Raw genomic sequence first — 22,918 nt, 5'->3', positions numbered from 1 at the left:
AAAAATTTAAGAGTGATTAGTCACTCTGGTATCGCGCGATTATAAGTTTATGTTATTATTAACTAAATTTAGTTGCATATTGGTGTTCAATGGAAATAACAAAACTCAGCGAGTACATGGCATATGTTGAGGAGCTAGAGAAAGAATTTTACCTGTCACGAGGTCAATCTCAAGATTACCCACTCCTCCCAAGTGCTTTACGTCGCGATGAATCCGGGAATAGAAAGTATCCCAAGAGAGCAATAAGAACGTTTTTGGAACAGTTCAAAATTAATTCATATCAATACATGCCAAACCCTTGGGATATTAAAAATGATATAGAATGGATGCTTTATGCTCAGCATTATGGAATTCCGACAAGATTGATGGATTTTACCACTTCTCACATTACAAGTTTACTTTTTGCGGTAGAAAAATCGTTTCAGCAAGATACAGATAAAGATGCTGTTGTTTACTTCCTTAATCCCACGAACTTAAACATGAAGTTCAAGCAACAAATGTCTATTGTTAACATTTCAAGTGAAAGCGAGCATTCGCTTGAGGGGCTTGATGGCCCAATAGTAATACAAGGGCGAAAGATCAATCCGCGCGTAAACGCTCAAAAAGGACTTTTTGTATTGTTTCAAGACGATGATCAAGCTTTAGAGCTTATTGACGATCAATCAATACTTAAGAAAATAGTAGTTAAAAGCGACTATACAAAGGAAATATTAGCCTCATTGTATTCTATGGGTGTCACCTTTACCCATATTTATCCTGAACTATCATCTGTCGCTAAAGATATTGTTATGCAACAGGATATAAACGATTTTAATAGAGAAGATTCGTAATTATGGATAGTAAATTTAAGATAAACCCAAAAGACGAAACGCTAACATGGCAAACCATATTTGAACGAATCAAAAATGGATTTGAATTACAAGCAATAGAGTCAGAGGAGTTAGACGCTAGTCAAATTATAAAATTTAATGATTCAATCGTCATCGCTCCTGATTATCAAAGAGAGTATCGTTCGTCAATTTCTGATGAAAGTTCATTGATTGAATCAGCTTTACTTGAGATACCAATCCCCCCAATTTTTTTAGCTAGCCACAAACTCAAAGGTGTACAAGTGTTGAACGTTGTTGATGGGCAGCATCGACTACGTGCATTTTATCGCTTTCTTTCCGGTGAATATGCGCTTCAAGATTTGGGTATAGTGAAGGACTTTAATGGCTTTCATATAGCAGATTTACCACTTGAGGATCAGGTGGACCTAATGAGTCGACGCGTGTCGACTATTACTTTTCGAAACTTTCCGGGTAAAGAATTCGAACTGGAAATTTTTAATAGATATAACAAGGGAACTAAGCCGCTAACTCCACAAGAAATTAGACATGCAGTATTTGACTCTAGAGTTAATCAACTTGTAACTAGTTTCTGTAATAAAATGATGAATGGTGACAAAGATGCTTTATTTGAAGCATATGCTGTATCCAAAGATCGTTTCCAGAAGAAAACAATACATGAAAATATTTTTGTAATATTGAGCATCATCGAAAACGGGGTAAGTCAAATCTATGTGAACGACAAGGGGCAGGTTTCTAAGGTTATGAAGTCTCCCCAGTATGCTGAGTCTTATATGAAAGCTAAGTCGGAAAGTGATATGTTCGATCAAAGCTTTGATAAAACAGAGCGCTTACTCGAGGGGTTTAATGAATTTGTATCCACGCTGGCCAAGATAACGCCATACCCTTTCTCTAGAGAGATATATGGTATTTCTTCAAAGCGCGGTAATAAATTCCAAGTATCAATTTCAATGATATTAGCTGGTATTTATAGAAAGCTAGTGGAGTCTGGCTTCGATTTCACTCTATTAGAGAATGCAATTAACTTAGAAACATTTTCGATAGAGATTACTAGAATATTAAATGAATCTCATTTAGAAGACGCGGAGTACAAAGCTTCTACTACCAATCCTATAGAAATCGAGAAAACCGTCGAGTCATTCGATCTGAAGTTGGTGTAGCAGTTTCTTCTGAGTGATTCGTAATGCATGGGGTTTTCTACTATGCATTATGTTTAAGTTGGTGTGCGGAAACATCGTGTCATGCTGCTCACCACTTAAACGGACGTAATGCGTGCAGAGTATGCATTATATAATGAAATATATTTCAGTAGCTTTAGCTAGTTTGTTGATTGGTGTTGGTGGTGTGTATTACCCAACCTCTATGACTTTAGAGGATTTAGAACATAAATATGCTAAGAGCTTAGAGAAAGAATTTGAGTTATTTAGATCTCAAAACTCGGATTTAGCTCAAACCTTAATTAAAGCTTCAACCGTGTCCATAAAACATACGTTATGCATGCTTGAAGGTGAAGACAAAGAACAAGTAATACATTCTTTGATTCTCAATGCCATGTTCTTAAGTGACATTTCAAAACAGTCGCTAGCTACTCTAGAGGAAGTCTTTACGACATCACTTGTTGCCTATGCGGAGTTAAACGGAACGTCACATACTAAAGTCGACAAAAATTTTTACTTTTGATCAGAAATCATTGTAATAATCATTTGCCAAACTTGAACTGTGAAAAAATTGATAGCTTAATTGAGCAGCTGTCGGAACAACCAAGTTCATGCACATAACGGTGGTTTTTCCGGATTCACAATGCTCGGCACTCATCAAGCTTTGAATAACTTCAGTGGTGAGATTCATTATGTAGTTTTGCTTGCGGATCACAATGATGAGCCTAAAGTGGTCGACGCAGAAAGACAACAAACTTTCTATTGGCTAGAGCCCTCAGCGATACCTCTTGGTGATTTTTATCGTGCAGATATCGAGTTTATAGAGAAGTACTTGAGTAGATATGTCTCTCAAAGATGCTAGTCACATCGCCACTACCTCTATTCATCGTCAGTTTCACGGAGGAAACATGACAAGCGACCAACTATTAGAAAAGGCACTTTATAGCAGTGCCAGTATCCACCAACCTCATTCATTAAAAGCTTATTTGGCTGCGAATTATCTAAATGGGTATTTCGCTAAATCAGACAATGTCTGGCTTAAAACTAGTGAGTTGATAGACCAAACTGAGATTGAAGTTTTAGGCGAGTACTCTGCAACGCTACAAGCGCCAAAGTTTACGGATTTTCGTATTCAAAGGATATTGGATAACGGGGTATACCCAGCGGCGTATGCTGCTTTAATGCAGTGGCATGAGAATAAGGGCTTTCAAGATATCTTCTCGCATTACGTTTCGCAGGCTTCTCAAACCAGCGAATACCTTTCCCACAATGTGACTATCTTATTGGCGCTGAACCGTGTTTACTGTGAGTTAGAGCCGTCTCAAGTACCAGTATTCCTTAACCGCTTCACTGAATTTGTTACATCGACTCGTTCTGATGGCGACCAAAGCTCTGAAACAAGCGAAGTCGTAGAACTCAATAGCGTATTACAAGCATGCTTAAAGCAGTTTGGTTTCTTTGGGCATAACCTCATTACGCTTACGTGGATATTGCGTTGTAAGGAAGAGCTGTCGAAAGAGCAATATGACGCAATGCTTTTTAATCTTTATCGACAGGCCAATAGCCCTTTGGAAGATCCTGACGATGAGATTGATCAAGCTATCTTAGAGCAGTGTCAAAGCTCAGATAATTCAGATGAGCTCTATGGCAATGTCCACCGATTGGTTTTTGGTTATACATCGAATCTACACCAGATAACCTTAGCGGATGCATTGTGCTTTCTTCACGAACAATTCCCTGAACATATATCGGAGCTAAAGCACATTGCCGAGTATCAGTGTCGTCTGTTAGAAAAGTGAGTTTAATTAGGACGTTGCATTTAACTTATGCAACGTTATCAGTCTAGTTAGCGCAGAAGTACAACTTACACGCTAATCAGATCTCAAATTGAAAAAAAGAGCTACTCGATAATGCAGCTATGCTCTTTAATTCTGAAAACCAGTTAGGTGTCAAATATGGCTCACATATTATGAATCTCCCACGCAAAGGCGAACGTTTGCCTTTTGTTTCTCGGAATTTAATTGCAACAGTAAATGACACACAAACGTAGAGGTAGCGCACAGAAACGAAAAAGGGGATATCGCGATTACGTAATCATTGATCTAGCCGATAGTGAAATAGTGATAAGAGATCGATAATTCGTTGTCGGATCTAAATTAGAACTTTAAATCTAATTTCTAAGTAGTTGTTATCTCAGGAAGAGTTTTTGTGCTATGCGCCCCTATATTAAATACATTATCCCTATTTTAATTCCTTTCATTATCCTCGTAATGCCGCTATCAGCGTTTCCATTTGAAGGCCTTACGATTATTCAACAACGCGTTATCGCGATCTTTTTATTAGCGGCATTGTGCTGGGTGTTCGAGCCCATCCCGATCTACGCGACGTCTGTTGTGATTATCGTTCTGCAATTGTTGATGTTGTCGGATAAAGGGCTGATCTTTTTAAGGTTTGAACATGGGCAGGAACATTTTGGTGAGTTGTTAAAATACAGCGACATCATGGCGACATTCGCCAGCCCAATCATCATGCTGTTTTTGGGCGGTTTTTTCTTAGCGATGGCCGCCACTAAGTATAGATTAGACGTAAACTTAGCCCGTGTATTATTGAAGCCATTTGGACAAGATCCAAAGTTTGTGATGCTCGGCTTAATGTTGATCACTGGTATCTTTTCGATGTTTATGTCTAACACGGCAACAACGGCAATGATGCTCTCTATTTTAACGCCGGTACTGGCTGTGTTTGGCCCGAAAGACCCCGGTCGTATAGCGTTTGCGCTCTGTATCCCTGTTGCCGCTAACATCGGTGGCATTGGTACCCCGATCGGTACCCCCCCGAACGCTATCGCACTTAAATATTTAGTTGGTGACAACCTCATTACGTTCGGCGAATGGATGGCATTTGGTGTGCCGTTTGTCGTTATTATGATGGCATTAGCGTGGTTTTTAATAGGCTTTATGTACAAAGCTGACCAAAAGAAAATCGAGCTAAGCATCAAAGGCAAATTCCTTAAAACGCCCAAAGCCATTGCGGTATACGTCACTTTTGCGCTGACCATCATTCTTTGGTTAATGGGCTCAAGCCATGGCATGAACTCTTATACCGTCGCTCTGATTCCTGTCGCTGTTTTCTCACTTACAGGGATCATCAATAAAGAAGACCTGAAAAAAATCTCTTGGGACGTATTGTGGCTTGTATCAGGTGGTATTGCGCTTGGTTTAGCTCTCGATAAAACTGGCTTAGCAAGGCTCGTGGTACACAGCATTCCGTTTGATGCTTACTCACCCTATGTAGTGTTGTTCGGAGCGGCGTTCTTGTGTTTGGTAATGGCAAACTTTATGTCTCATACCGCAACGGCTAACTTGTTAATGCCAATTATGGCTGCATTAGGTTCGTCTATGGCTTCACTCACGCCACTAGGCGGTGAATTAACGTTAATTCTGGTTGTGACTTTTGCCGCTTCATTAGGTATGTCGCTGCCAATCAGTACGCCCCCGAATGCGTTGGCTCATGCAACGGGTCATGTGCAAAGTAATCAAATGGCCAGAATCGGTATTATTTTGGGTGTGGTTGGTGTGCTACTGAGTTTTGTTATGGTGTGGGTGCTACATTCAATTGGTCACATAGGATAACGATACGTGTATCAACAAAAGCTAGAAGCACTTATCCATCGTTATTTTAATCAGACAGAACGTCGGGTGACGTGCCGTGCCGGTAACACCATTATTGAACAATCAGCGTTAAACACTCGTTTGTATTATGTGTTTAGTGGAGAACTGGAAGGCTTTTATACCGAAGCGAATGCACCGCGAGTACGCGTGTTTAGCGCGGGTAGTGGGGCTTTTATAGGCGTTCACAGCTTCTTTTCAGGTAATTGGACAGCATCTTCAACGGTTGTTGCCAAAACCGATGTTGAGTTAGCGTGGATCGATAAAGACACGCCGGCAGAAGATGAACGTAAATTTGGTCCTCTTACCGCACAGTTCACACCTGTGATTGTCAATGAGTTGTCGCGTCGTCAACGCCGCGCAACACAAGAAGCGATAGCGAAACAAAAAGCGCTAGAGAAGTTACATACTGCTGAGCAAATGACGACCTTGGGTCAATTGGCTGCAGGGATTGCCCATGAGCTTAACAACGCTATTGGTGTAGTAAATAGTAAATCTGGTCGACTTGAAACGGTCATCATGGAGCTACTTGAAGAAGTGCATCCAGAAGCCAGTCAATTTTTCGATTTTGGGTTAATGCATGGTCAGAAAACGTCGTCGTCAGAAGCGCGAACACGTGGGCGACAATTTGAAAGAAAATATGGTTTAGACAAAAACATTGCTCGCTCTCTTGCAAAGGCGATTCCAATTGACGCTTTATCTGCAACAGACGTTATTTCAAAGCATTGGCTGAAAAACCCAGAAGAGGCGATTCGTTTTTGGCAGATGGGCTGTGATTTACATGATTTACGTTTGGCATCTAGACACACTGTGGGCATCGTCAAATCGGTTAAACAACTTGGCAGAGTTGATATTGACACCGAAGAAGCGGTTGATATTAATGACTCCATTAACCATGCCTTATCGTTGTTACAAAGTGAGTTACGTAGAGTGTCTGTGCGATTGAGCCCTGCAGATTTGCCGACTTTTAAAGGCTCGAAAACAGAGCTCGTTCAGATTTGGGTCAACATTGTAAAGAATGCTTGTGATGCAATGTCGAATTCAGACGATGCTGCAATAGAGATTCAAACCAGATTAAGTAAGAAAAGAATATTAGTTACGATTGCAAATAACGGCCCTGAGATAGACGAGGTGACTCGTAGAAAGGTATTTCAGCCCAACTTCACCACTAAAAAAGGTGGTTTATCGTTTGGATTGGGTTTGGGTTTATCAATAGTTAAGCGGATTGTGGCGGGTTATGGCGGAAGTATCATTGTGAAAAGTGATGCTTCTAAAACTGTATTTAGAATCAAGTTACCAATAGAGGGTGAACATGGAGAAGCTTAATTTAATCTGTGTCGATGACCAGAGAGAAGTACTAAGCGCAGTGGTACAAGATTTAGAGCCGCTGGCGAGTTGGCTGAATATTGAAGATTGTGAATCAGCGCAAGAAGTGCTTGATCTCATTGATGAACTTGACGCAGAAGGTGAACACATTACCGTCATCGTGTCTGATCATGTGATGCCAGGGAAAACGGGTGTGGAGTTACTCACTGAAGTGTTTCACGACAGCCGTTTTCCGAATACAAAGAAAATTCTTCTTACGGGGCAGGCTACTCATACTGATACCATCAATGCGATTAATGCAGCAGGCATCGACCGTTACTTTGAAAAGCCTTGGCAAGCAAGCACATTAGTTGAGTGCATTCGTACTCTTGTCACTGAGTACATATTTGATCAAGGGCTTGATTACACGGACTATCAGAATGAGCTCGACCAGCAGGTTGTGTTGAGACGCTTACGTTAGTCACTTATGTTAGCGACTTACTTTAGTCACTAATGTAAGTCGCTTGAAATTATATGCACCGAAGGAAGCTTTCTGAAGGAGTTTGTCTTTGAAAGACGTAATCATTCGGTGCATATATTGCTCCTCTCATTTTAGTCTTAAATGAGACTTCAACCTGCTTGGTTCTACGACTGATGCAGGTGTAATGTGGGCAACTTAACGGAACATTGACAAGTCTAAATATCGAGTCGATAAATCCTTGCAGCGCTCTCAGTGGCATAGAAAAAACTCTCTTCGCCATGAACGCAATCGTGATAGCTAAATCACTGAACCGACGTGGCCTCCCGTGCTTATTATGTTTGTTTTACGCCCACCCGCTTATCGCCTCTTCACTAATCCAAAAGGTCAGAGATTCGCGATTAATGAGTGATTGGTTGTATTGCTTCCAGTTGGTCGTTTTGTTACGAGGTTTAGGCATGGTCAAGGTATGTTTTTTGAATTCCCTAGAGGTTCAGTTGATTCCGGTGAGTCGGGTAGCCAAACCGCAATTAGAGAATTGTGGGAAGATACAGGTCTTAAAGATTTACAACTTCTCGGTACTCATCAAGCTTTGAATAACGTCGGTGGTGAGATTCATTATGTAGTTTTGAATGCGGATCAGAATGATGAGCCTAAAATGGTCGAAGCAGAAAGACAGCAAACTTTCTATTGGCTAGAGCCCTCAGCTATTTCTCTTGATGATTTTTATCGCGCAGATATCGAGTTTATAGAGCACCATTTGCACCGGTTTGCTTCTCAAATACGCTAGTCACATCACCACCATCTTTATTTATCGTTAGTTTCACGGAGGAAACATGACAAGCGACCTTCGGCTAACGCGAGCGATACGCAGTTTGTACTTGTTCTATTGAGTAAAAATAAGTCTGGTGGACGGATGTGAATATCTAACAGGGACTTACCACATTAACGCCGATATATATGTTTTGAAGTGAGGCTGGATTCATAATAGGCTAACTCGTCGTGCTTGCGTAATACGGGCTCACGTCTCAGTCGATTTTTGTGTGTACGATGAAACAGTTGATGTGGATGTGTCTCTCACTAACTAACGTGACGTTAGCACTAAGAGCCATACTACAAGGAGGTTTTATGTTTCCATTAGATATATTTGTTACTTACACGCTGGCTTGTTTACTGTTAGTTATCTCGCCGGGGCCGGATAATTTGCTTGCTATAGGTCGAGGTTTAAGCCAAGGCCGATTGGCAGCAATAATGTCAGGTATGTCTTCTGGGGTGGGGATTCTATTTCATGTCGTTGCCGCGACCTTTGGGCTTACCCTTCTCATTCAAACTTCTGAAGTAGCGTTTTACGTTGTCAAACTCGTTGGCGCAGCTTACCTAATTTGGTTGGGTGTGAAAGTGCTTCGTACGAGAAATTTGTTCACATTAGAACCAGCGAAAAAACAGCCTCTAAAAGTCATCTTTTCTACGGGTTTTCTATCTGCCGCGCTTAATCCAAAGCCAGGTATGTTTGTTCTTGCTTTTGTACCTCAATTTGTAAACCCAAGTTTAGGGTCAGTGACAACTCAAATGATCGGTTATGGCGTTTGGTTTGCTTTATTAACGGCAGTTGGCTTTAGCTTAATGGGTGTTTTCTCGTCTCAATTGTCAGAGTGGTTCAGGAACAAGCCTAAGTTAGTGTCAGGGTTGAATATTGGTGCAGGTATTACATTCGTATCTTCTGGGTTAGCTGTTGCGTTTATGAAGCAGCGATAATCTGTGCGCTAGGCATTGATTTGGTAAGATTCACAACGTTTGGCATTTTTACTTTGGGTGCCAATCGTTTTAGTTGATAGTCGTAATCACAATTCAACAGAGCGCTCGGCTGCAATGTGATTTAAACAAAACAGATAGGATATTTTATGGACAATGAGCAATTAGAGTATGCAGGCTTTTGGGTGCGATTAGGAGCTGCGTTGCTTGATACCTGCCTGTTCTTGCTGGTGACTATGCCTTTATTGTATTGGGTATATGGTGACTACTATTTTGATTCAGATGAGTTCATCTTAGGCGGCTGGGATATGTTGTTAAATTGGGTGTTCCCTTTTATCGCAACGGTTATATTCTGGGTTTATCGGTCTGGCACTCCAGGAAAAATTGCTTTGAAGCTTCAAGTTGTGAATGCGGAGACCGGAGAGGCACTTTCTACGGGCAAATCAATTTTAAGGTACCTTGCGTATTACGTAAGTATTCTTCCACTGTGTTTTGGCTTTGTTTGGATTGCGTTTAGCGGAAAGAAACAAGGTTGGCATGATTTAATTGCCAATACAGTCGTTGTTAGGCCTACAAATAAGGGCATTGAACCCGTAAAGTTTGGAAAGTGAGCTTAAGAATAATTCCAACTGATAGTTAATGCGTGATATTTCTTGTTCCAACTTGGTTTGGTGTAATTGGTATAACTATCGTTCTGCATACGTACCGACGATTTGCATACGTAGTGGTCCTGATGACTTCGCCAGACCGCGGTGCCTTAGATTTAGGTTAGTTCTCAACTTCTAGCGAATTATGTATTGCTCTATAATGATCGCGCATTACATGAGAAGAAGATATTGATGAACAATAATAGAGAAATAATTACATACCTCCGCGAGAGTATTCCAGTTTTTGAATGCGTTAAGGGCTGTCATGATTGTTGTGGGCCAGTAACGACTTCTTCTGAAGAAATGTCGCGGCTACCAGTGAAGTCTGACGCGGAACATGAAGCTGCCTTAGATGAATATAACTGTGTGCATTTAGGCCCCAATGGCTGTGAGGTATATGAAGAGCGACCATTAATTTGTCGATTGTTTGGTACAACACCTCGTATGGCATGTCCAAATGGGTGTCGTCCAACAGAGATGGTCGACTTAAAAATTGAACGTCAGGTGCATTACTTCATCAGGAACACTCGCCAGGTTTTAGTGTAGTTGGCTCAATAGCCGACAGAGCACCCACAATCACATAAGCATTAAAGATAGCTCACTTAATAGTATTTTCAGTTTCGTACTTGTTAGGCAATGAAGAATTGGCGACTAACTTATGTGACTTTTTGATCGCCGCGGCCAGTGAAACAGGTTCTGTCTCGGATAAAACAGTGCAATATTGGCGTAATGCGTTAAATGGTTAGAAGTCCAATTTAACCAGTGGGTAACACAGTATATGAAAGGGAAGGAGACTCAGGATGAGTACAGCTTTTAAAGGTTCGTGTTTGTGTGGAAGTGTTCGCTTTTCGGTTGATGGATTCAGCGAAAAGGCAGCCAACTGTCATTGTTCAATGTGCCGAAAATTTCACGGCGCAGCTTTTGGTACGTTAGTTGGTGTTCAGGGGTTGAGCTGGCTTTCAGGTAAAGATCGACTCAAAGAGTTTGTCGCACCAAACGGCACAACACGAACATTCTGCTCCAATTGTGGTTCAAGTTTAGGCTTCAGAGTACAAGGTGAACCTTTAGAAAACATCGAACTAGCGATATCGACATTCGACGTGGATATTCCAGTCAAAATCGATGCTCAGATCTACACCAACAACAAAGCGAACTGGTGTGAATTACAGCCAGACTTACCTACGCATTCAGAAGGGCGAACAAGTTAATCGATCTTCGATTCTTTGAATCGCAAATATTGAATGCACAGTGATTATGGTTAACGTGCTTGGTGTTGCCCAATTCTTAACGCACGTTGACGCCTCTCTCCAAATTTATTGAGGCAGCTCGAAAAGATCGGGTTTTCATACAATCCTATATTGGCACCTATCCATACTAAATCCAGGAGGAAAGTATGAGATGGTTAATAATTAAAAATGCGTTCATTACGCTTACTATAGGATTTGGAATTGTATGGCTAATTTCTCGAGGAGACTATCTAGCTACAGCGTCAGTTTACCCGATCGACTTTGTGTTCTTATGGTTGGGCGTTGTTTTAGCTGGCTTCGCATCGATTTATACAATAGATGACCTTCAACGAGGTTCATGGCATAAGTCTGCTGTGATTTATGCATTTTATTATTATGGTGCATTCGGTCTTTTTGCAGACGGTCACGTTGCGGGTTGGGCTCATAGCACTGGTTACATTGAGAAGTTGTTTATGTCTGGCTTTATAATTTTCGTCTCGTTATTTTCAATAGTCGTGCCGTTAATCGTGTTCACGATCTCTGTTATACAGGCACATCTTCTTTCTATCGCAGTTGAAAATAGGCAGCTGTAAACAAGTCAATTATCTACATGTTCGAGTTTTTAAACAGGTGTGTTAATTAGTTAAACAGGATGCGAAGGTAGGCCAAAATATTCATCATTTTGTACATGGAGGTACAATGAACATCGGTATATATATTTATAATCAAGCAGAAGTTCTCGATTTCTCTGGCCCATTTGAAGTTTTTAGTACGGCAAAGCGCTTAGGTGCTGAAGATCTAAATGTATTCATGGTTTCTGAGCACGCCGAGCCAGTTGTAGCCCGTGGTGGGTTTAAGGTTCTGACTGACTACTCGTTACAAAATCATCCAGAGATAGATTTGTTAATGGTAGTTGGCGGTGTGCATACTGACGAGATGAACAAGTCGAATGTACTGGATTGGTTGGTATCCGTTGAGCCAAATGCTGAACAAGTTGTGTCAGTTTGCACTGGCGTGTTTTTATTGGCTAAAGCGGGCTTACTTAAGGGGTTAACAGTCACTACCCATTGGGAAGATATTTCCGACTTAGCATTACAGTTCCCTGATTTAAATGTGACTGCCGATCAGCGCTGGGTGACATCAGGTAAGTTCACAACTTCAGGCGGTATCTCAGCAGGTATAGATATGAGCTTGCATCTGATATCTGAGCGCTATGGTTTAGAATTCTCCACGATAGTCGCTCGGCAAATGGAGTACAACTGGCAGCGATACACATAACTAACGTTCTAAAAATATCACTATCAACTCTGACTATTTTTCAGCGTGTGCAGTGAAGCTGAACGACGTACCTAGAATGGTTGATATCTTCTAGCTTACTTGACGTTGTGGGCTCTTTTTTCCTGATTTTAATCTAAATATCTTCTCCCACATCTTTATAGTAAGTCTATATTCAGCAACCTAATATCATGTGTTATGACAATATTTTAAGAGATTAATTTTTATTATTTATCGTAAATAATTTTTGAATTTAATGTGCTAATTTCGTTAAATTTAAAATCTATCAATAATTATATCTTTGGGTTTTCATATTGTTATTTCTATCAGTTTTCAGAATTTTGAGCAGGTATCAATCAAAACGGAACTGAGTTGTTTGTAAATAAACTTGTGAAATCTTGTGCGATGTTGCATATCTCTAATAAAGTTAGATTATTGTTATATAACCTCTTGTTATTTATAAGATAATTCAAGTAAGATTAGTGACGTAAAGAACGGAACAGAAAGCTTAGGATTATAAATCAGACGCTGTCTGCTTAATAACCGCTATACGCCATAGCATTCTATCAAATAAAAGGAATCAGCATGTTTAAAGGGTTTAGTCTAGTCTTGTCAGTTTTCATTTGTACATTTGCACAAGCTAATACTTCCGTTGAGTTTGAAACTGCGCAAGAATTGTTGACGGCGATGGATGTTGACAAACAAATGTTAGGTGGCTTCGAGGCCATGTTGCCAATCGTTAATCAGCTTGCGGGTAAGCTTGAGCTTAACTCTCAAGAAACTGACCAACTAAAAGATATTTATAAAGATTGGTTTGAAAATGATATTGATAGAGTAAAAATGCGTCTCGAAATTGCAAAGCTCTATTCTAATCAGTTTACCGTTACGGAAATGAACCAAATAATAGAGTTCTACGACACGCCAATTGGGAAAAAGCTGATACAAAAATCGCCAGAGTTAGCAAAGCTTGGAGCGCAGATTGGCATGACAGAGGCTCAAGAGAAGCAACAACAATTACTTGAAAAAATCACTCCTTTCATAAAGGAGCATAGTGCTAAGTAACTGGTGCATCGTTTGTGACTACGGAATGAATGATTGACCTTTAGCCGCGTTTTTTCCCATACAGTGCAATCTGTCAGAACCATGTGGGATGAAAATCCTCTACGTATTAAAGTTGTTATTACTGCCCTGTTGAGTCAGCCATTAAAACAAATATGGTGATTTACTATCACGTTAGTTTTTCGTTGAACAACTAAGGTGTTCACATCTTCATCATGCTGTATTACCGAGAGAAATCATGGACAGTCGTATCCAATTAAATTTTATTAAATACTTATTTTCAGAGTTACTGTTTATTGTTATTGCACTAGGTCTTGTCTATTGGATATCAGACGGTGATCGTTCATCGCTGCTAACCATAGGGCTGATAATTTGTGTTCCTCCACTAATAAAAATTCTAATGTTGTGGTGGAAGCTTCGCGATACCTCATTTGAAATCACGAACGGTCACGTACGTTTAAATGGAGTTGCTTGTGATGTGACTTTACAGCGCAGCTTTCTTCCGTTTCAAATTGGCTCATTTATCAAGCTTTCATACACGAAAGGTGCAATGCAGAAACACAATATTTACCTTTCTAAAGGCGCTATGAGCCAAGAAGAATGGAAGCATTTGTTAGCGTGTCGAACATAGTTCCACGGCTTTAGTTTGTGTTGTGCGTCAGTTTGTATTTCGGATGCGGTCCGTGTGCTAGTATCGCCTTTTTTGCATCGAGCTAATCTATGACTAACGATCATTTCAAAGGTAAATATGAGGTTGAGCTGAAGTATCAACTTAGCTCTAAGTCTGAGTTCTTGAAAACTTTGAACCTAATTCCTCATGAAATAATGCTGCAAGACAACCTAGAATGCGATTGGTATTTCGATAGCCCTGATAGAAGCTTACAGGCTCAGAACAAAAGCTTGTGTATTCGTACTATGGAGCCGTCGGGCATCAAGTTATGGATTGTAAAAGGCCCTGAGCCTGATCGATGCGAAGCGACAAATATCACCGATGCGACGAATGCCAAGAGCATGCTAGAGAACTTGGGATACGAAGTGATTCTTAAAGCGCGGAAAACTCGCAGTATTTACTTTGTTGGAGAGTTCCATATCACGGTCGATTCTCTTGCGGGTATTGGTGATTTTGCCGAATTTGCAATCATGACGGACGATGAGTCTAAGTTGTCTGTGTATAAAAGTGAGCTTGGGTTGTTAGCCAATAAATTCGGGTTGACTCAATCGGCACTGCAAACTCAGTCTTACAAACAGATGTTCGAGGAAATGAACGCATAGCACAGCGCTTAAGCGTCAGGGAGACTTATGGACACCATTATCAAACAAGCAATCGAATTGCGAAAGGAAGAGAAGTACCAAGCGTCGCGTGACTTACTGGCAACGCTACTCACTGATGAAAACTATGCGGCGAAAGCTCATTTACAGATTGCGTGGTCTTACGACAATCAGGGCAAAGAGCAACAGGCGATTGATCACTATGTATTGTCTCTGTCTGGTGCGCTTTCTTCAGTAGAGCGTTTTGATGCGCTTTTCGGTTTGGCGAGTACTTATCGAAGCCTTGGCCTTTATGCAGAGGCTTTAGGCTATTTCGAACAGACTATGGCTGAGTATCCTGACTCGATAGAAGTGAAACCTTTCTACGCAATGTGTTTGTACAATTTAGGTCGCCATAAAGAGGCGACATCGCTGTTACTTGAGCTTTTGGTTTCCACCACGAATAGCGAAGCGATCAAAGAGTACCAACGAGCGATCTCTTTATATGCTCAAGACTTAGATAAAACCTGGTAAACAGCCGCGTATAAAGCTCATCTGTTTGCTTAAATACGATGAGCTTAGCTTTGTGTTGCCTTCTTAGGACGAAACTTTCTGCCGTCCATGATATTCAAAGACATCAGTGTTAGGTTGGTCGCGCCTGCTATCAGTTCTAAAACCTGAACGCCGTAAAACACTGAGTCGAACTCTCCTAAACTTGCCCACTGATTTAAAAAGTAAGCGGCCGGAATCAAAATAACGATCCCGTTGAACGCGATAATTGGCATGCGTTTACTTTTACGCTCAACTATTTTCCCTTTACGTTGTTTTGCCATGGCTGCACCGGTCGCACCAGTGATAGCAATGGCTGGGACAAGAATAAACAAGCCGGGAAAAACGATCATCGACTTGACTAGCTTCACTGATTCCAAAGTGCCAAACAGTTCTACAAGCAATGTGCTGGTAAAGAATGTCGCGACACACAGTGTTGCTATTAATGCTGCTGTTCTGTGGATTATTGGTTTCATATCATTTGTGCCTTTAATTTGGTAACATGTTGTCAACTTGGTTTAAGTTTAATTTAATGACAGCATGTTGTCAAAGTGAGTGTTATGGATACGAATGGAGAAGTTTTCACAAAGATCGCACTAGAGATCTTTAAGGTCAGTGGTCTATTGAATGCTGAGGGTGACAAATTAACCGAAGAGTTAGGGTTAAGCAGTGCCAGATGGAAGGTGATGGGTGCGATCGAGAAGTCCGATGATCTGGTCACGGTTTCTCAAATTGCTCGTATTATGGGGCAAAGCAGACAAGCGACTCAGCGTGTTACCGACATAATGGTGAAAGATGGCCTGCTAACTTGGCTTGATAACCCGAATCACAAAAAAGCAAAGCTGGTTAACATGACTGAAAAGGGCAAGGACGCGTATTCGCTATTAGATAAAAAACAGGAAGTATGGGCTGAAAGTGGCGCTGAAAGCATTGAAAGAGACGAGCTTGATAAGGCGCTAATCACTTTGAAGAAGATGGCTACCTTCTTAGATAAATAAATAGATAAATAGAGAGTGGAAGTTGAGAAGAGTACGGAAGCCTAAGCATCGATATGATACTTAGGCTTCAGGGGATGGCTTTTGTTCTTTAGGAAAGCGTTACGCTGAAAGCTCTTTACGAACGATCTCTGCGCCAGCACTGAGCGCATTAAGCTTCGCTGAGGCAATTTCGCGAGGCAGGGGTGCCATGCCACAGTTGGTGCAAGGGTAGAGCTTATCGGCATCAACGTACTTAAGTGTTTCTCTAAGAGTGCTAGCCACTTCTTCCGGTGTTTCAATCGAGTCGGTTGCCACATCGATTGCACCGACCATCACTTTCTTACCTCGTACCAGTTCAAGTAGCTCAAGGGGCACATGAGAATTGTGACACTCTAAAGAGATGATATCGATATTCGATTGCTGCAGCTTAGGAAATACTTCTTCGTATTGGCGCCATTCGGTGCCTAATGTCTTTTTCCAATCCGTATTCGCTTTAATGCCGTAGCCATAACAAATATGCACTGCTGTTTCGCACTTAAGCCCTTCAATGGCTCTTTCCAAACAAGCAATGCCCCAATCGTTCACTTCATCAAAAAACACGTTAAACGCAGGTTCATCGAACTGAATAATATCAACGCCTGCTGCTTCTAACTCTTTCGCTTCTTCGTTGAGGATCTTCGCAAATTCCCACGCCAGTTTTTCACGGCTTTGGTAATGCGCATCGTAAAGCGTATCTATCATCGTCATAGGCCCCGGCAGAGCCCATTTGATCGGTTGGTCGGTTTGCTGGCGTAAGAACTTAGCATCTTCGACAAACACGGATTTCTGACGAGAAACAGGGCCAACGACTGTCGGTACACTTGCATCGTAACGGTCGCGGATTTTAACGGTTTCACGCTTTTCAAAATCAACGCCATTCAAGTGTTCAATGAAGGTCGTTACAAAGTGCTGACGTGTTTGCTCACCGTCACTCACAATATCAATGCCTGCTTGCTGCTGCTCGTGCAGAGAGACACGCAGCGCATCTTGTTTGCCATCTGTGAGTTCAGCGCCTTGAAGTTTCCATGGCGACCAAAGCGTCTCTGGTTGTGCAAGCCAAGACGGTTTCGGCAAACTGCCCGCTGTTGAAGTCGGTAATAGTGTTTTCATAATAATACTGCCTATCCTTGGATGATTTGAGCGCGCAATAGGCGATTAAAGTGCGTAATTTGCCGACCAGTTATCGAGAACTGATTGGTATGGCTTAATGAAATTCTCTTCTGCGAACTTACCTTGCTCAACCGCTAGCTGGCCTCGCTCTTCACGGTCGTACACGATTTGAGTTAGCGAGTGATCCAAGTTTTTCAAGTTTGGTTGGTAACAGTTGCCCGCAACCGCGTTCGCGTTGTAAATCTCAGGTCGGTAGATTTTTTGGAACGTACCCATGGTACTGATGGTGCTGATAAGCTCTAGGTTAGAGTAATCGTTCAGCAGATCACCAAAGAAATAGAAAGCTAAAGGTGCAACACTGTTTGGCGGCATGAAATAACGAACCTGTAAGCCCATCTTCTTGAAATATTGCTCAGTTAAAGAAGACTCATTCGGTTGGTATTCAAAACCTAATACTGGGTGTTGGTTTTCAGTGCGGTAATAGGTTTTATTATCTGACACACTTAAGCAAATAACAGGTGGTTTATTAAAGTTCTGTTTGTAAGCTTCAGAGTTAACGAAATATTTAAAAAGCTTGCCGTGTAAATCACCAAAATCTTCTGGAATGCTGAATTTATCTTGGCCTTTATTATGATCCAACAGAAGTACGCTAAAGTCATAATCTCGAACATAGGAAGAAAAGTTATTTCCGATAATACCTTCAATACGCTCGTTGGTTTTACGGTCCAGAATATTGGTTTTCAGCACTTCAATTGAAGGGAATGCTTCGCCGTTGCTTTCAATGTCCATATCAACAGAAATGATTTCAAGCTCAACAGAGTAACGGTCGCCCTTAGGGTTGTCCCAGTGTGCTAACGCATTGAAACTGTTATCGATCATTTGTAGTGCATTACGCAAGTTTGCTTGGCGGCTGTCGCCTCTAGCCAGGTTAGCAAAGTTGGTTGTGATACGCGTGCTGTCTGCTGGCTGGTAGTTTTCGTCGAGGCTAATGCTCTTAATCGTAAAATTAAATTCTTTATTCATGCTGATTTGGTATCCCAATTTGTTTTCTGATTCTCTCGGTCTTTAGTATTACAACGGCTTTTATTTTTTGCTTGTGACCAGATTAAGAATCGAAGGCTATGCTGTCTGAAATTAATGCTTAGTAGCATTGCTGTCGTATAAAGTTAATTGCTTAAGGTTTTTATACGTGGATAGGTTCACCTTTAACAATGGTATTACTTCACATTGAACATGAGGAATATTCATGATCTATTCTGTTTGAATGTTTAAGTCGGTGTCAGTTATATTAATTAGCTTGATGGAAATATAACCACATTAATAGTGCGTTATTTAAGACAATTAATTTAATTAAGAGATGGATGAAATGAGTGAATTGCTGTTGTTGATTTTATACTGTGCATTATTAGGCAGTGGTGTTGGTTTTCTTGCCGGGCTTTTGGGGATTGGCGGAGGGCTGATCATTGTTCCGGTGCTAAGCAGCATTTTACTTCACTTAGAGATTCTACCTGCGGATCAAGTGGTTGTTGCGGCCATCGCTACCTCGTTGGCATCGATACTGTTCACCTCAACTTCATCTGCGCTTGCTCACCACAAGAATGGAAACGTGCCTTGGGATCTGGCGCCTTGGATCATGCTCGGTGTTGCTCTTGGCGCATTAGTTAGTGGCTTTATGGCGGCTTTGTTGCCAGAAAAAGTTGTTCGTATTGTGTTTGCAGTGAGTGTGGTTCTTATCGCAATAAAGATGTTCTTAAGCAGCAAAAACGACGCGCCTAAAGAAAGAAAACTGCCAAATAAGGGCATCTTAACCGTCTTGACAACGATCACGGGCGGTTTGTCTGCGATGATTGGCATTGGTGGTGGTGCATTACTGGTTCCGCTGTTGACGTTTTTCTCTGTCGATATGAAAAAGGCCATCGGTTGTGCGTCTGCTTGTGGCATTGTCATCGCGTTATTTGGTTCAATCGGCTATATCAGTTCAGGCAGCAGCCAGTTTACTCTAACAGATGGATTTGCTGGTTTTGTTTATCTACCTGCGTTACTGGGTATCGTGTGCACCTCTTGGTTTACTGCCCCTTTAGGCGCAAAAGCAACCAATCATTTACCGGTTCCAACGATTAAGAAAATCTTCTCAGTGTTGTTGCTCGTTATTGCGGTAAGTATGGTGGCTAGTTAGTTACCATTCGTCAGGCTATTTATTAGGTCTGTAGATATAAGGCAACTGTAGATATAAGGTAGCTATGAATAGATAGCTCAACATGAACAAATAGAAAAGAGCAGCCTTGTGCTGCTCTTTTTATGTGTGTAGCCGATGTTTCTACGGTTATGTGCATGAGTATGTTCAGAAAATATTGCTGTTTAACCTAATTCACTGCTATAGCTAAATGTATCTTGTTTGATTCAACGGAATGCTATCAATGAGTGATTTATGGATCCTTTAACGCAGGGCGTGCTAGGCGCTTCTTTGTCACAGTCGGCAAGCAAAAAACAGAACTTGGTTGTCGCTGGGGTATTAGGATTACTCTCTGGAATGGCGCCGGATTTAGATGCGTTTATTCGATCACAGAGCGATCCTCTGTTGGCTTTGGAGTTCCATCGGCAATTTACCCATTCACTTCTTTTTATCCCCATTGGCAGTTTGATTTGCGCCTTGGTTTTGCATCATCTCATTGCAAAAAGGCGTGGACTCTCTTTCAAACAAAGCTGGCTTTTTTGTGCTCTGGGGTATGGCACACATGCACTGTTAGATGCTTGTACCACTTATGGCACCCAGTTACTTTGGCCTTTCACCAACGCCCGTTTTGCTTGGAATACCATTTCAATCATCGATCCTATTTATACGCTTCCCATCTTAGTATTGCTTGTGTTTGCAACGTTGAAACGAGCGCCTTGGCTTGCACGTGTTGCGTTTGTTTGGGCTCTAATTTATCCAACATTAGGGATGATTCAGAGAGACAGGGCAGAGGTTATTGGTTGGCAATTAGCGGAAGAAAGACAACATAAGCCGATTCGATTAGAGGCTAAGCCGAGCTTTGCGAACATCTTAGTTTGGAAAGTGGTGTACGAAACAGAGCATCGATACTATGTAGATGCTGTGCGGGTCGGCACCTCGGTTAAGAAATATCCTGGAGAATCGATCGCTAAACTCAACGTTAGCCGAGATTTCCCTTGGATCGACCCGAATTCACAACAAGCGAGAGACATTGAACGGTTTCGATGGTTTTCGAATGGCTATGTGGCACAAGATCCAATGGATGAACTGCGTATTATCGATGTCCGATATTCAATCGTACCGAACCAACTGAAAACGCTTTGGAGCATCAAGCTATCGCCATCCGCTAATGCAGATACACACGTGAAATACGAAACGCATAGAGACAATACACCAGAGTCGAGACAGATCTTCTTCGATATGCTGAAAGGAGGTTGATGGATTCCGATGATTTTCTTCATTGGAGCCACTTCCATATTTATGTTGGTAAGCAGTTAAGTGTAGTGCGTTAGGTTTTGTATGCTATTGGCCATAAGTACGATAATATTTGGTTAGTCTCTCGAGGGAACCTACATGCTTATACCGTTTGGTCTAAAAAATGGAAAAATACACCACGTCAAAAACGTCCTTAATGGTTTAGCTTGTGACTGCATTTGCCCCAGTTGTGGAAAACAACTCATTGCTAAAAACAAAGGTCAAAAAAAGCGTCCGCATTTCGCTCATGCGATTGAGACTGATTGCTTTGACTATGAAGCAATGACTTACCTTCATCAATATGCACAACAGCTATTAGAATCAGAACAATGCATTGTATTACCTGAATTCACATACACACCTGAAATAATTCTACTCGACGACACGGTTCTTAGTGGAAAAGAGATAAAGTACCCAACAGCAAAGGTTTGGTTTGATTCTGTGCAAAACGAATATTCTTGGCACAAGTATCGAATTGATAGCCATGGAAGACTAAAACATCGCTCGTTATTTATTGAAATTACAGTTACTCATGAGTGTGAGGCAGAAAAGTTAGCAGCGATAAAAAAAGAAGATCAGCCCGCTATAGAAGTCGTTTTAACTAGCCTGCATAACTCTGATAGATTGTATCAAGATAAAGAAATCAGAAAGGCTTTTTTCAATCCTACTAACGCTAATTGGATACACCATCCGAAGGCAATGGAAAAAGTAAATAAAGCTCTAGCTGAACTAAAACTTGAAGCTGAAAACAGGAACCGTGTTATTCAACATCGTTTAGATGCTGAGGAATCTAGGAGACAACAACTATATGAGCGTGAGCAGAGAAAAGAGCATAATATTGAAAATGCGAAACAGCGATTCAGAGCTGAGATCAAAGACGAACTAGATTGGTTGGGTACTGTTGATAACAGTTGGATTTTTCGAAATGAACAGCAGAAGCAAAACGTTAACCCTGATTTTTTGAAGTGGGTGAGTGTAGATAAATACTCAGGCCTAATTAATTTCAAAACCGATGTTGACTGGATTATCGAGTGTCGGCGTGAGCAATGGCAAGCGCTTATAGTTGATCATTTGTATCGAATTGGTATAAATCAAGACATAAAGGCTTTCGATATAAAGCGCTTTGTTCAGAAAAATGCTCCTATGAATTCAAACATGTTGCGATTGAATACGGCTCAATATCAAGCAAGGCAAAAAGCAAAGGCTAACGGGTCACAGACTAACAAGCGTATTGCTTGGTATTTAACGATTGAAGAAAACCATAAGATAATCTCTCCTTTCAAAGTAATACTTGATTACCTTCAGTATTTAGCAATCAACGATGTAGTGACCACTACACTTGCCCCAACTGTTTTTCAGTTAAGGGATCAAAGCATCGAAGATTTCAGACATAGAATGCAAAAGAGAAAGGAAGAAGCAGCAAAACTTCGAGAAGAACGCTTACACAAAGAACGTGAAGCAGAGCTTATTACAGAGCGGAATAGGCAATTAAGTGCGGAAATGAAGCAGAAGCGGATTCAAGAGATGATTGAAGCAGACGAGTTTGTTTTCAACCACCACGGTGGTTATGGTCTAAGGTGTAACAGTTGTCTATTTACATCACCTAAAAATATGGTGTTAGTAAATTCAAATTGCCCAGTCTGCAATAAAAAAACAGACTACAAAGAAGTGTTCATTACGCAAGATTACCTTGATACTGCGATACATCGATATCAATGTGGGGTCTTGCTTCTGAGAAGCTTAGAGCGTTACCCGCAGAGGTAAAGGGCACATTAAGTGCCCTTTACCTTATAAATAACGGCTTCTTAGATGGTCTTTGAAGTATTGCGCGTTCAAGGTTTCGCCCGTTGCGCCTTTCACCAAGTCATCGGTGGTCAGCAGGCTGCCTTTGCTCCAAATATTTGATTCTAACCAAGTGAAGATAGGTGATAGGTCGCCACTTTCAATTACAGCGTTCACATCTACCGTTTTCTTCATTGAAGCCATGAACTGAGCCGCGTACATCGCACCTAATGTGTACGATGGGAAGTAACCGAATGCGCCGTCTGTCTGGTGTGTAATGTGACTTGCGAGGTGTGTTCACGAATGCTAGTGTGTTCTCCAGTTAATTTGGT

The 22,918-nt window shown here is 41.3% G+C and carries 25 protein-coding genes and 3 pseudogenes; 23 read left to right on the top strand and 5 right to left on the bottom strand.

The genetic code is table 11. The features are described from left to right. The first annotated feature begins 89 nt into the window (after positions 1-89). From AC3CIA_RS09250 to AC3CIA_RS09220, 7 genes are all read left to right on the top strand, one after another. Entirely contained in the window at positions 90-830 is a 741-nt protein-coding gene (locus AC3CIA_RS09250; RefSeq protein WP_488518015.1) for an FRG domain-containing protein, read from the top strand. A gap of 2 nt (positions 831-832) precedes the next feature. Continuing rightward, a complete protein-coding gene (locus tag AC3CIA_RS09245) occupies positions 833-2,008 on the top strand; it encodes a DUF262 domain-containing protein (RefSeq protein ID WP_488518014.1) in 1,176 nt (391 codons plus the stop codon). Positions 2,009-2,141: 133 nt separating this feature from the next. After that, a complete protein-coding gene (locus AC3CIA_RS09240) occupies positions 2,142-2,528 on the top strand; it encodes a hypothetical protein (protein ID WP_488518013.1) in 387 nt (128 codons plus the stop codon). Positions 2,529-2,913: 385 nt separating this feature from the next. Next, on the top strand, positions 2,914-3,804 hold the full coding sequence (locus AC3CIA_RS09235; protein ID WP_488518012.1) for a hypothetical protein: 891 nt from the start codon (positions 2,914-2,916) through the stop codon (positions 3,802-3,804). A 414-nt stretch (positions 3,805-4,218) separates the two neighbouring features. After that, complete coding sequence (locus AC3CIA_RS09230) at positions 4,219-5,637, top strand: SLC13 family permease (protein ID WP_004733551.1); 1,419 nt, start codon at positions 4,219-4,221, stop codon at positions 5,635-5,637. Positions 5,638-5,643: 6 nt separating this feature from the next. Further along, positions 5,644-6,999 carry an ATP-binding protein gene (locus AC3CIA_RS09225; protein WP_488518011.1) on the top strand — a complete coding sequence of 452 codons (1,356 nt, stop codon included), beginning with the start codon at positions 5,644-5,646 and terminating at the stop codon, positions 6,997-6,999. Next, a complete protein-coding gene (locus tag AC3CIA_RS09220; protein ID WP_017062404.1) occupies positions 6,986-7,459 on the top strand; it encodes a response regulator in 474 nt (157 codons plus the stop codon). Before AC3CIA_RS09225 ends, AC3CIA_RS09220 begins: the two co-directional genes overlap by 14 nt. A gap of 115 nt (positions 7,460-7,574) precedes the next feature. Here the strand turns inward: AC3CIA_RS09220 and AC3CIA_RS09215 are convergent. Beyond that, a pseudogene (locus tag AC3CIA_RS09215) lies at positions 7,575-7,916 on the bottom strand (transposase); the annotation flags it as partial. A gap of 9 nt (positions 7,917-7,925) precedes the next feature. Between AC3CIA_RS09215 and AC3CIA_RS09210 the strand changes: the two are divergent. From AC3CIA_RS09210 to AC3CIA_RS09155, 12 genes and pseudogenes are all read left to right on the top strand, one after another. Further along, positions 7,926-8,246 carry an NUDIX hydrolase gene (locus AC3CIA_RS09210; RefSeq protein ID WP_253656760.1) on the top strand — a complete coding sequence of 107 codons (321 nt, stop codon included), beginning with the start codon at positions 7,926-7,928 and terminating at the stop codon, positions 8,244-8,246. A gap of 338 nt (positions 8,247-8,584) precedes the next feature. Next, positions 8,585-9,211 carry a LysE family translocator gene (locus AC3CIA_RS09205; RefSeq protein ID WP_017072731.1) on the top strand — a complete coding sequence of 209 codons (627 nt, stop codon included), beginning with the start codon at positions 8,585-8,587 and terminating at the stop codon, positions 9,209-9,211. Positions 9,212-9,357: 146 nt separating this feature from the next. Then, on the top strand, positions 9,358-9,819 hold the full coding sequence (locus AC3CIA_RS09200; RefSeq protein ID WP_488518010.1) for an RDD family protein: 462 nt from the start codon (positions 9,358-9,360) through the stop codon (positions 9,817-9,819). 228 nt (positions 9,820-10,047) lie between these two features. After that, on the top strand, positions 10,048-10,401 hold the full coding sequence (locus AC3CIA_RS09195) for a YkgJ family cysteine cluster protein (protein ID WP_171308714.1): 354 nt from the start codon (positions 10,048-10,050) through the stop codon (positions 10,399-10,401). A 77-nt stretch (positions 10,402-10,478) separates the two neighbouring features. After that, a pseudogene (locus tag AC3CIA_RS09190) lies at positions 10,479-10,601 on the top strand (opioid growth factor receptor-related protein); the annotation flags it as partial. Between the two features lie 54 nt (positions 10,602-10,655). Further along, a complete protein-coding gene (locus tag AC3CIA_RS09185; protein WP_017072727.1) occupies positions 10,656-11,063 on the top strand; it encodes a GFA family protein in 408 nt (135 codons plus the stop codon). Positions 11,064-11,248: 185 nt separating this feature from the next. Then, entirely contained in the window at positions 11,249-11,674 is a 426-nt protein-coding gene (locus AC3CIA_RS09180; protein ID WP_488518009.1) for a hypothetical protein, read from the top strand. Between the two features lie 106 nt (positions 11,675-11,780). Further along, positions 11,781-12,359 (top strand): DJ-1/PfpI family protein, encoded by a 579-nt coding sequence (locus AC3CIA_RS09175; protein ID WP_488518008.1) that lies wholly within the window; start codon positions 11,781-11,783, stop codon positions 12,357-12,359. A gap of 582 nt (positions 12,360-12,941) precedes the next feature. Then, a complete protein-coding gene (locus AC3CIA_RS09170) occupies positions 12,942-13,418 on the top strand; it encodes a DUF2059 domain-containing protein (protein WP_488518007.1) in 477 nt (158 codons plus the stop codon). Positions 13,419-13,653: 235 nt separating this feature from the next. Then, positions 13,654-14,046, top strand: coding sequence for a hypothetical protein (locus AC3CIA_RS09165; protein ID WP_488518006.1), 393 nt, complete (start codon positions 13,654-13,656; stop codon positions 14,044-14,046). Positions 14,047-14,135: 89 nt separating this feature from the next. Beyond that, positions 14,136-14,687 carry a class IV adenylate cyclase gene (gene cyaB / locus AC3CIA_RS09160; RefSeq protein WP_237300233.1) on the top strand — a complete coding sequence of 184 codons (552 nt, stop codon included), beginning with the start codon at positions 14,136-14,138 and terminating at the stop codon, positions 14,685-14,687. A gap of 27 nt (positions 14,688-14,714) precedes the next feature. Continuing rightward, positions 14,715-15,197 (top strand): tetratricopeptide repeat protein, encoded by a 483-nt coding sequence (locus tag AC3CIA_RS09155; RefSeq protein WP_488518005.1) that lies wholly within the window; start codon positions 14,715-14,717, stop codon positions 15,195-15,197. A gap of 44 nt (positions 15,198-15,241) precedes the next feature. On the opposite strand, the gene AC3CIA_RS09150 is transcribed toward AC3CIA_RS09155, so the two are convergent. Next, positions 15,242-15,688, bottom strand: a complete 447-nt coding sequence (locus AC3CIA_RS09150) for a hypothetical protein (RefSeq protein WP_488518004.1) — start codon at positions 15,686-15,688, stop codon at positions 15,242-15,244. A gap of 84 nt (positions 15,689-15,772) precedes the next feature. Between AC3CIA_RS09150 and AC3CIA_RS09145 the strand changes: the two genes are divergently transcribed. Next, complete coding sequence (locus tag AC3CIA_RS09145) at positions 15,773-16,210, top strand: MarR family winged helix-turn-helix transcriptional regulator (protein ID WP_488518003.1); 438 nt, start codon at positions 15,773-15,775, stop codon at positions 16,208-16,210. Positions 16,211-16,309: 99 nt separating this feature from the next. Here the strand turns inward: AC3CIA_RS09145 and AC3CIA_RS09140 are convergent, their stop codons facing one another. Then, on the bottom strand, positions 16,310-17,338 hold the full coding sequence (locus AC3CIA_RS09140; protein WP_004733563.1) for a methionine synthase: 1,029 nt from the start codon (positions 17,336-17,338) through the stop codon (positions 16,310-16,312). Positions 17,339-17,383: 45 nt separating this feature from the next. Next, a complete protein-coding gene (locus AC3CIA_RS09135) occupies positions 17,384-18,361 on the bottom strand; it encodes a DUF1852 domain-containing protein (RefSeq protein WP_029224723.1) in 978 nt (325 codons plus the stop codon). A 343-nt stretch (positions 18,362-18,704) separates the two neighbouring features. Here AC3CIA_RS09135 and AC3CIA_RS09130 point away from each other — a divergent pair, with 343 nt between their 5' ends. The 3 genes from AC3CIA_RS09130 to AC3CIA_RS09120 all read left to right on the top strand — a co-directional run bounded on the left by AC3CIA_RS09130 (position 18,705) and on the right by AC3CIA_RS09120 (position 22,568). Next, positions 18,705-19,514, top strand: a complete 810-nt coding sequence (locus AC3CIA_RS09130) for a sulfite exporter TauE/SafE family protein (protein ID WP_488518002.1) — start codon at positions 18,705-18,707, stop codon at positions 19,512-19,514. A gap of 252 nt (positions 19,515-19,766) precedes the next feature. Continuing rightward, complete coding sequence (locus AC3CIA_RS09125) at positions 19,767-20,768, top strand: metal-dependent hydrolase (RefSeq protein WP_488518001.1); 1,002 nt, start codon at positions 19,767-19,769, stop codon at positions 20,766-20,768. A gap of 135 nt (positions 20,769-20,903) precedes the next feature. Beyond that, positions 20,904-22,568 carry a competence protein CoiA family protein gene (locus tag AC3CIA_RS09120; protein ID WP_488518000.1) on the top strand — a complete coding sequence of 555 codons (1,665 nt, stop codon included), beginning with the start codon at positions 20,904-20,906 and terminating at the stop codon, positions 22,566-22,568. 24 nt (positions 22,569-22,592) lie between these two features. On the opposite strand, the pseudogene AC3CIA_RS09115 reads toward AC3CIA_RS09120, so the two are convergent. Beyond that, positions 22,593-22,859 (bottom strand): annotated as a pseudogene (locus AC3CIA_RS09115) (carboxypeptidase M32); the annotation flags it as partial. Positions 22,860-22,918 lie beyond the last annotated feature (59 nt).

It is taken from the genome of Vibrio sp. QJM3NY_27 (assembly GCF_057785955.1).
This window is presented reverse-complemented; position numbering and strand designations above follow the sequence as displayed.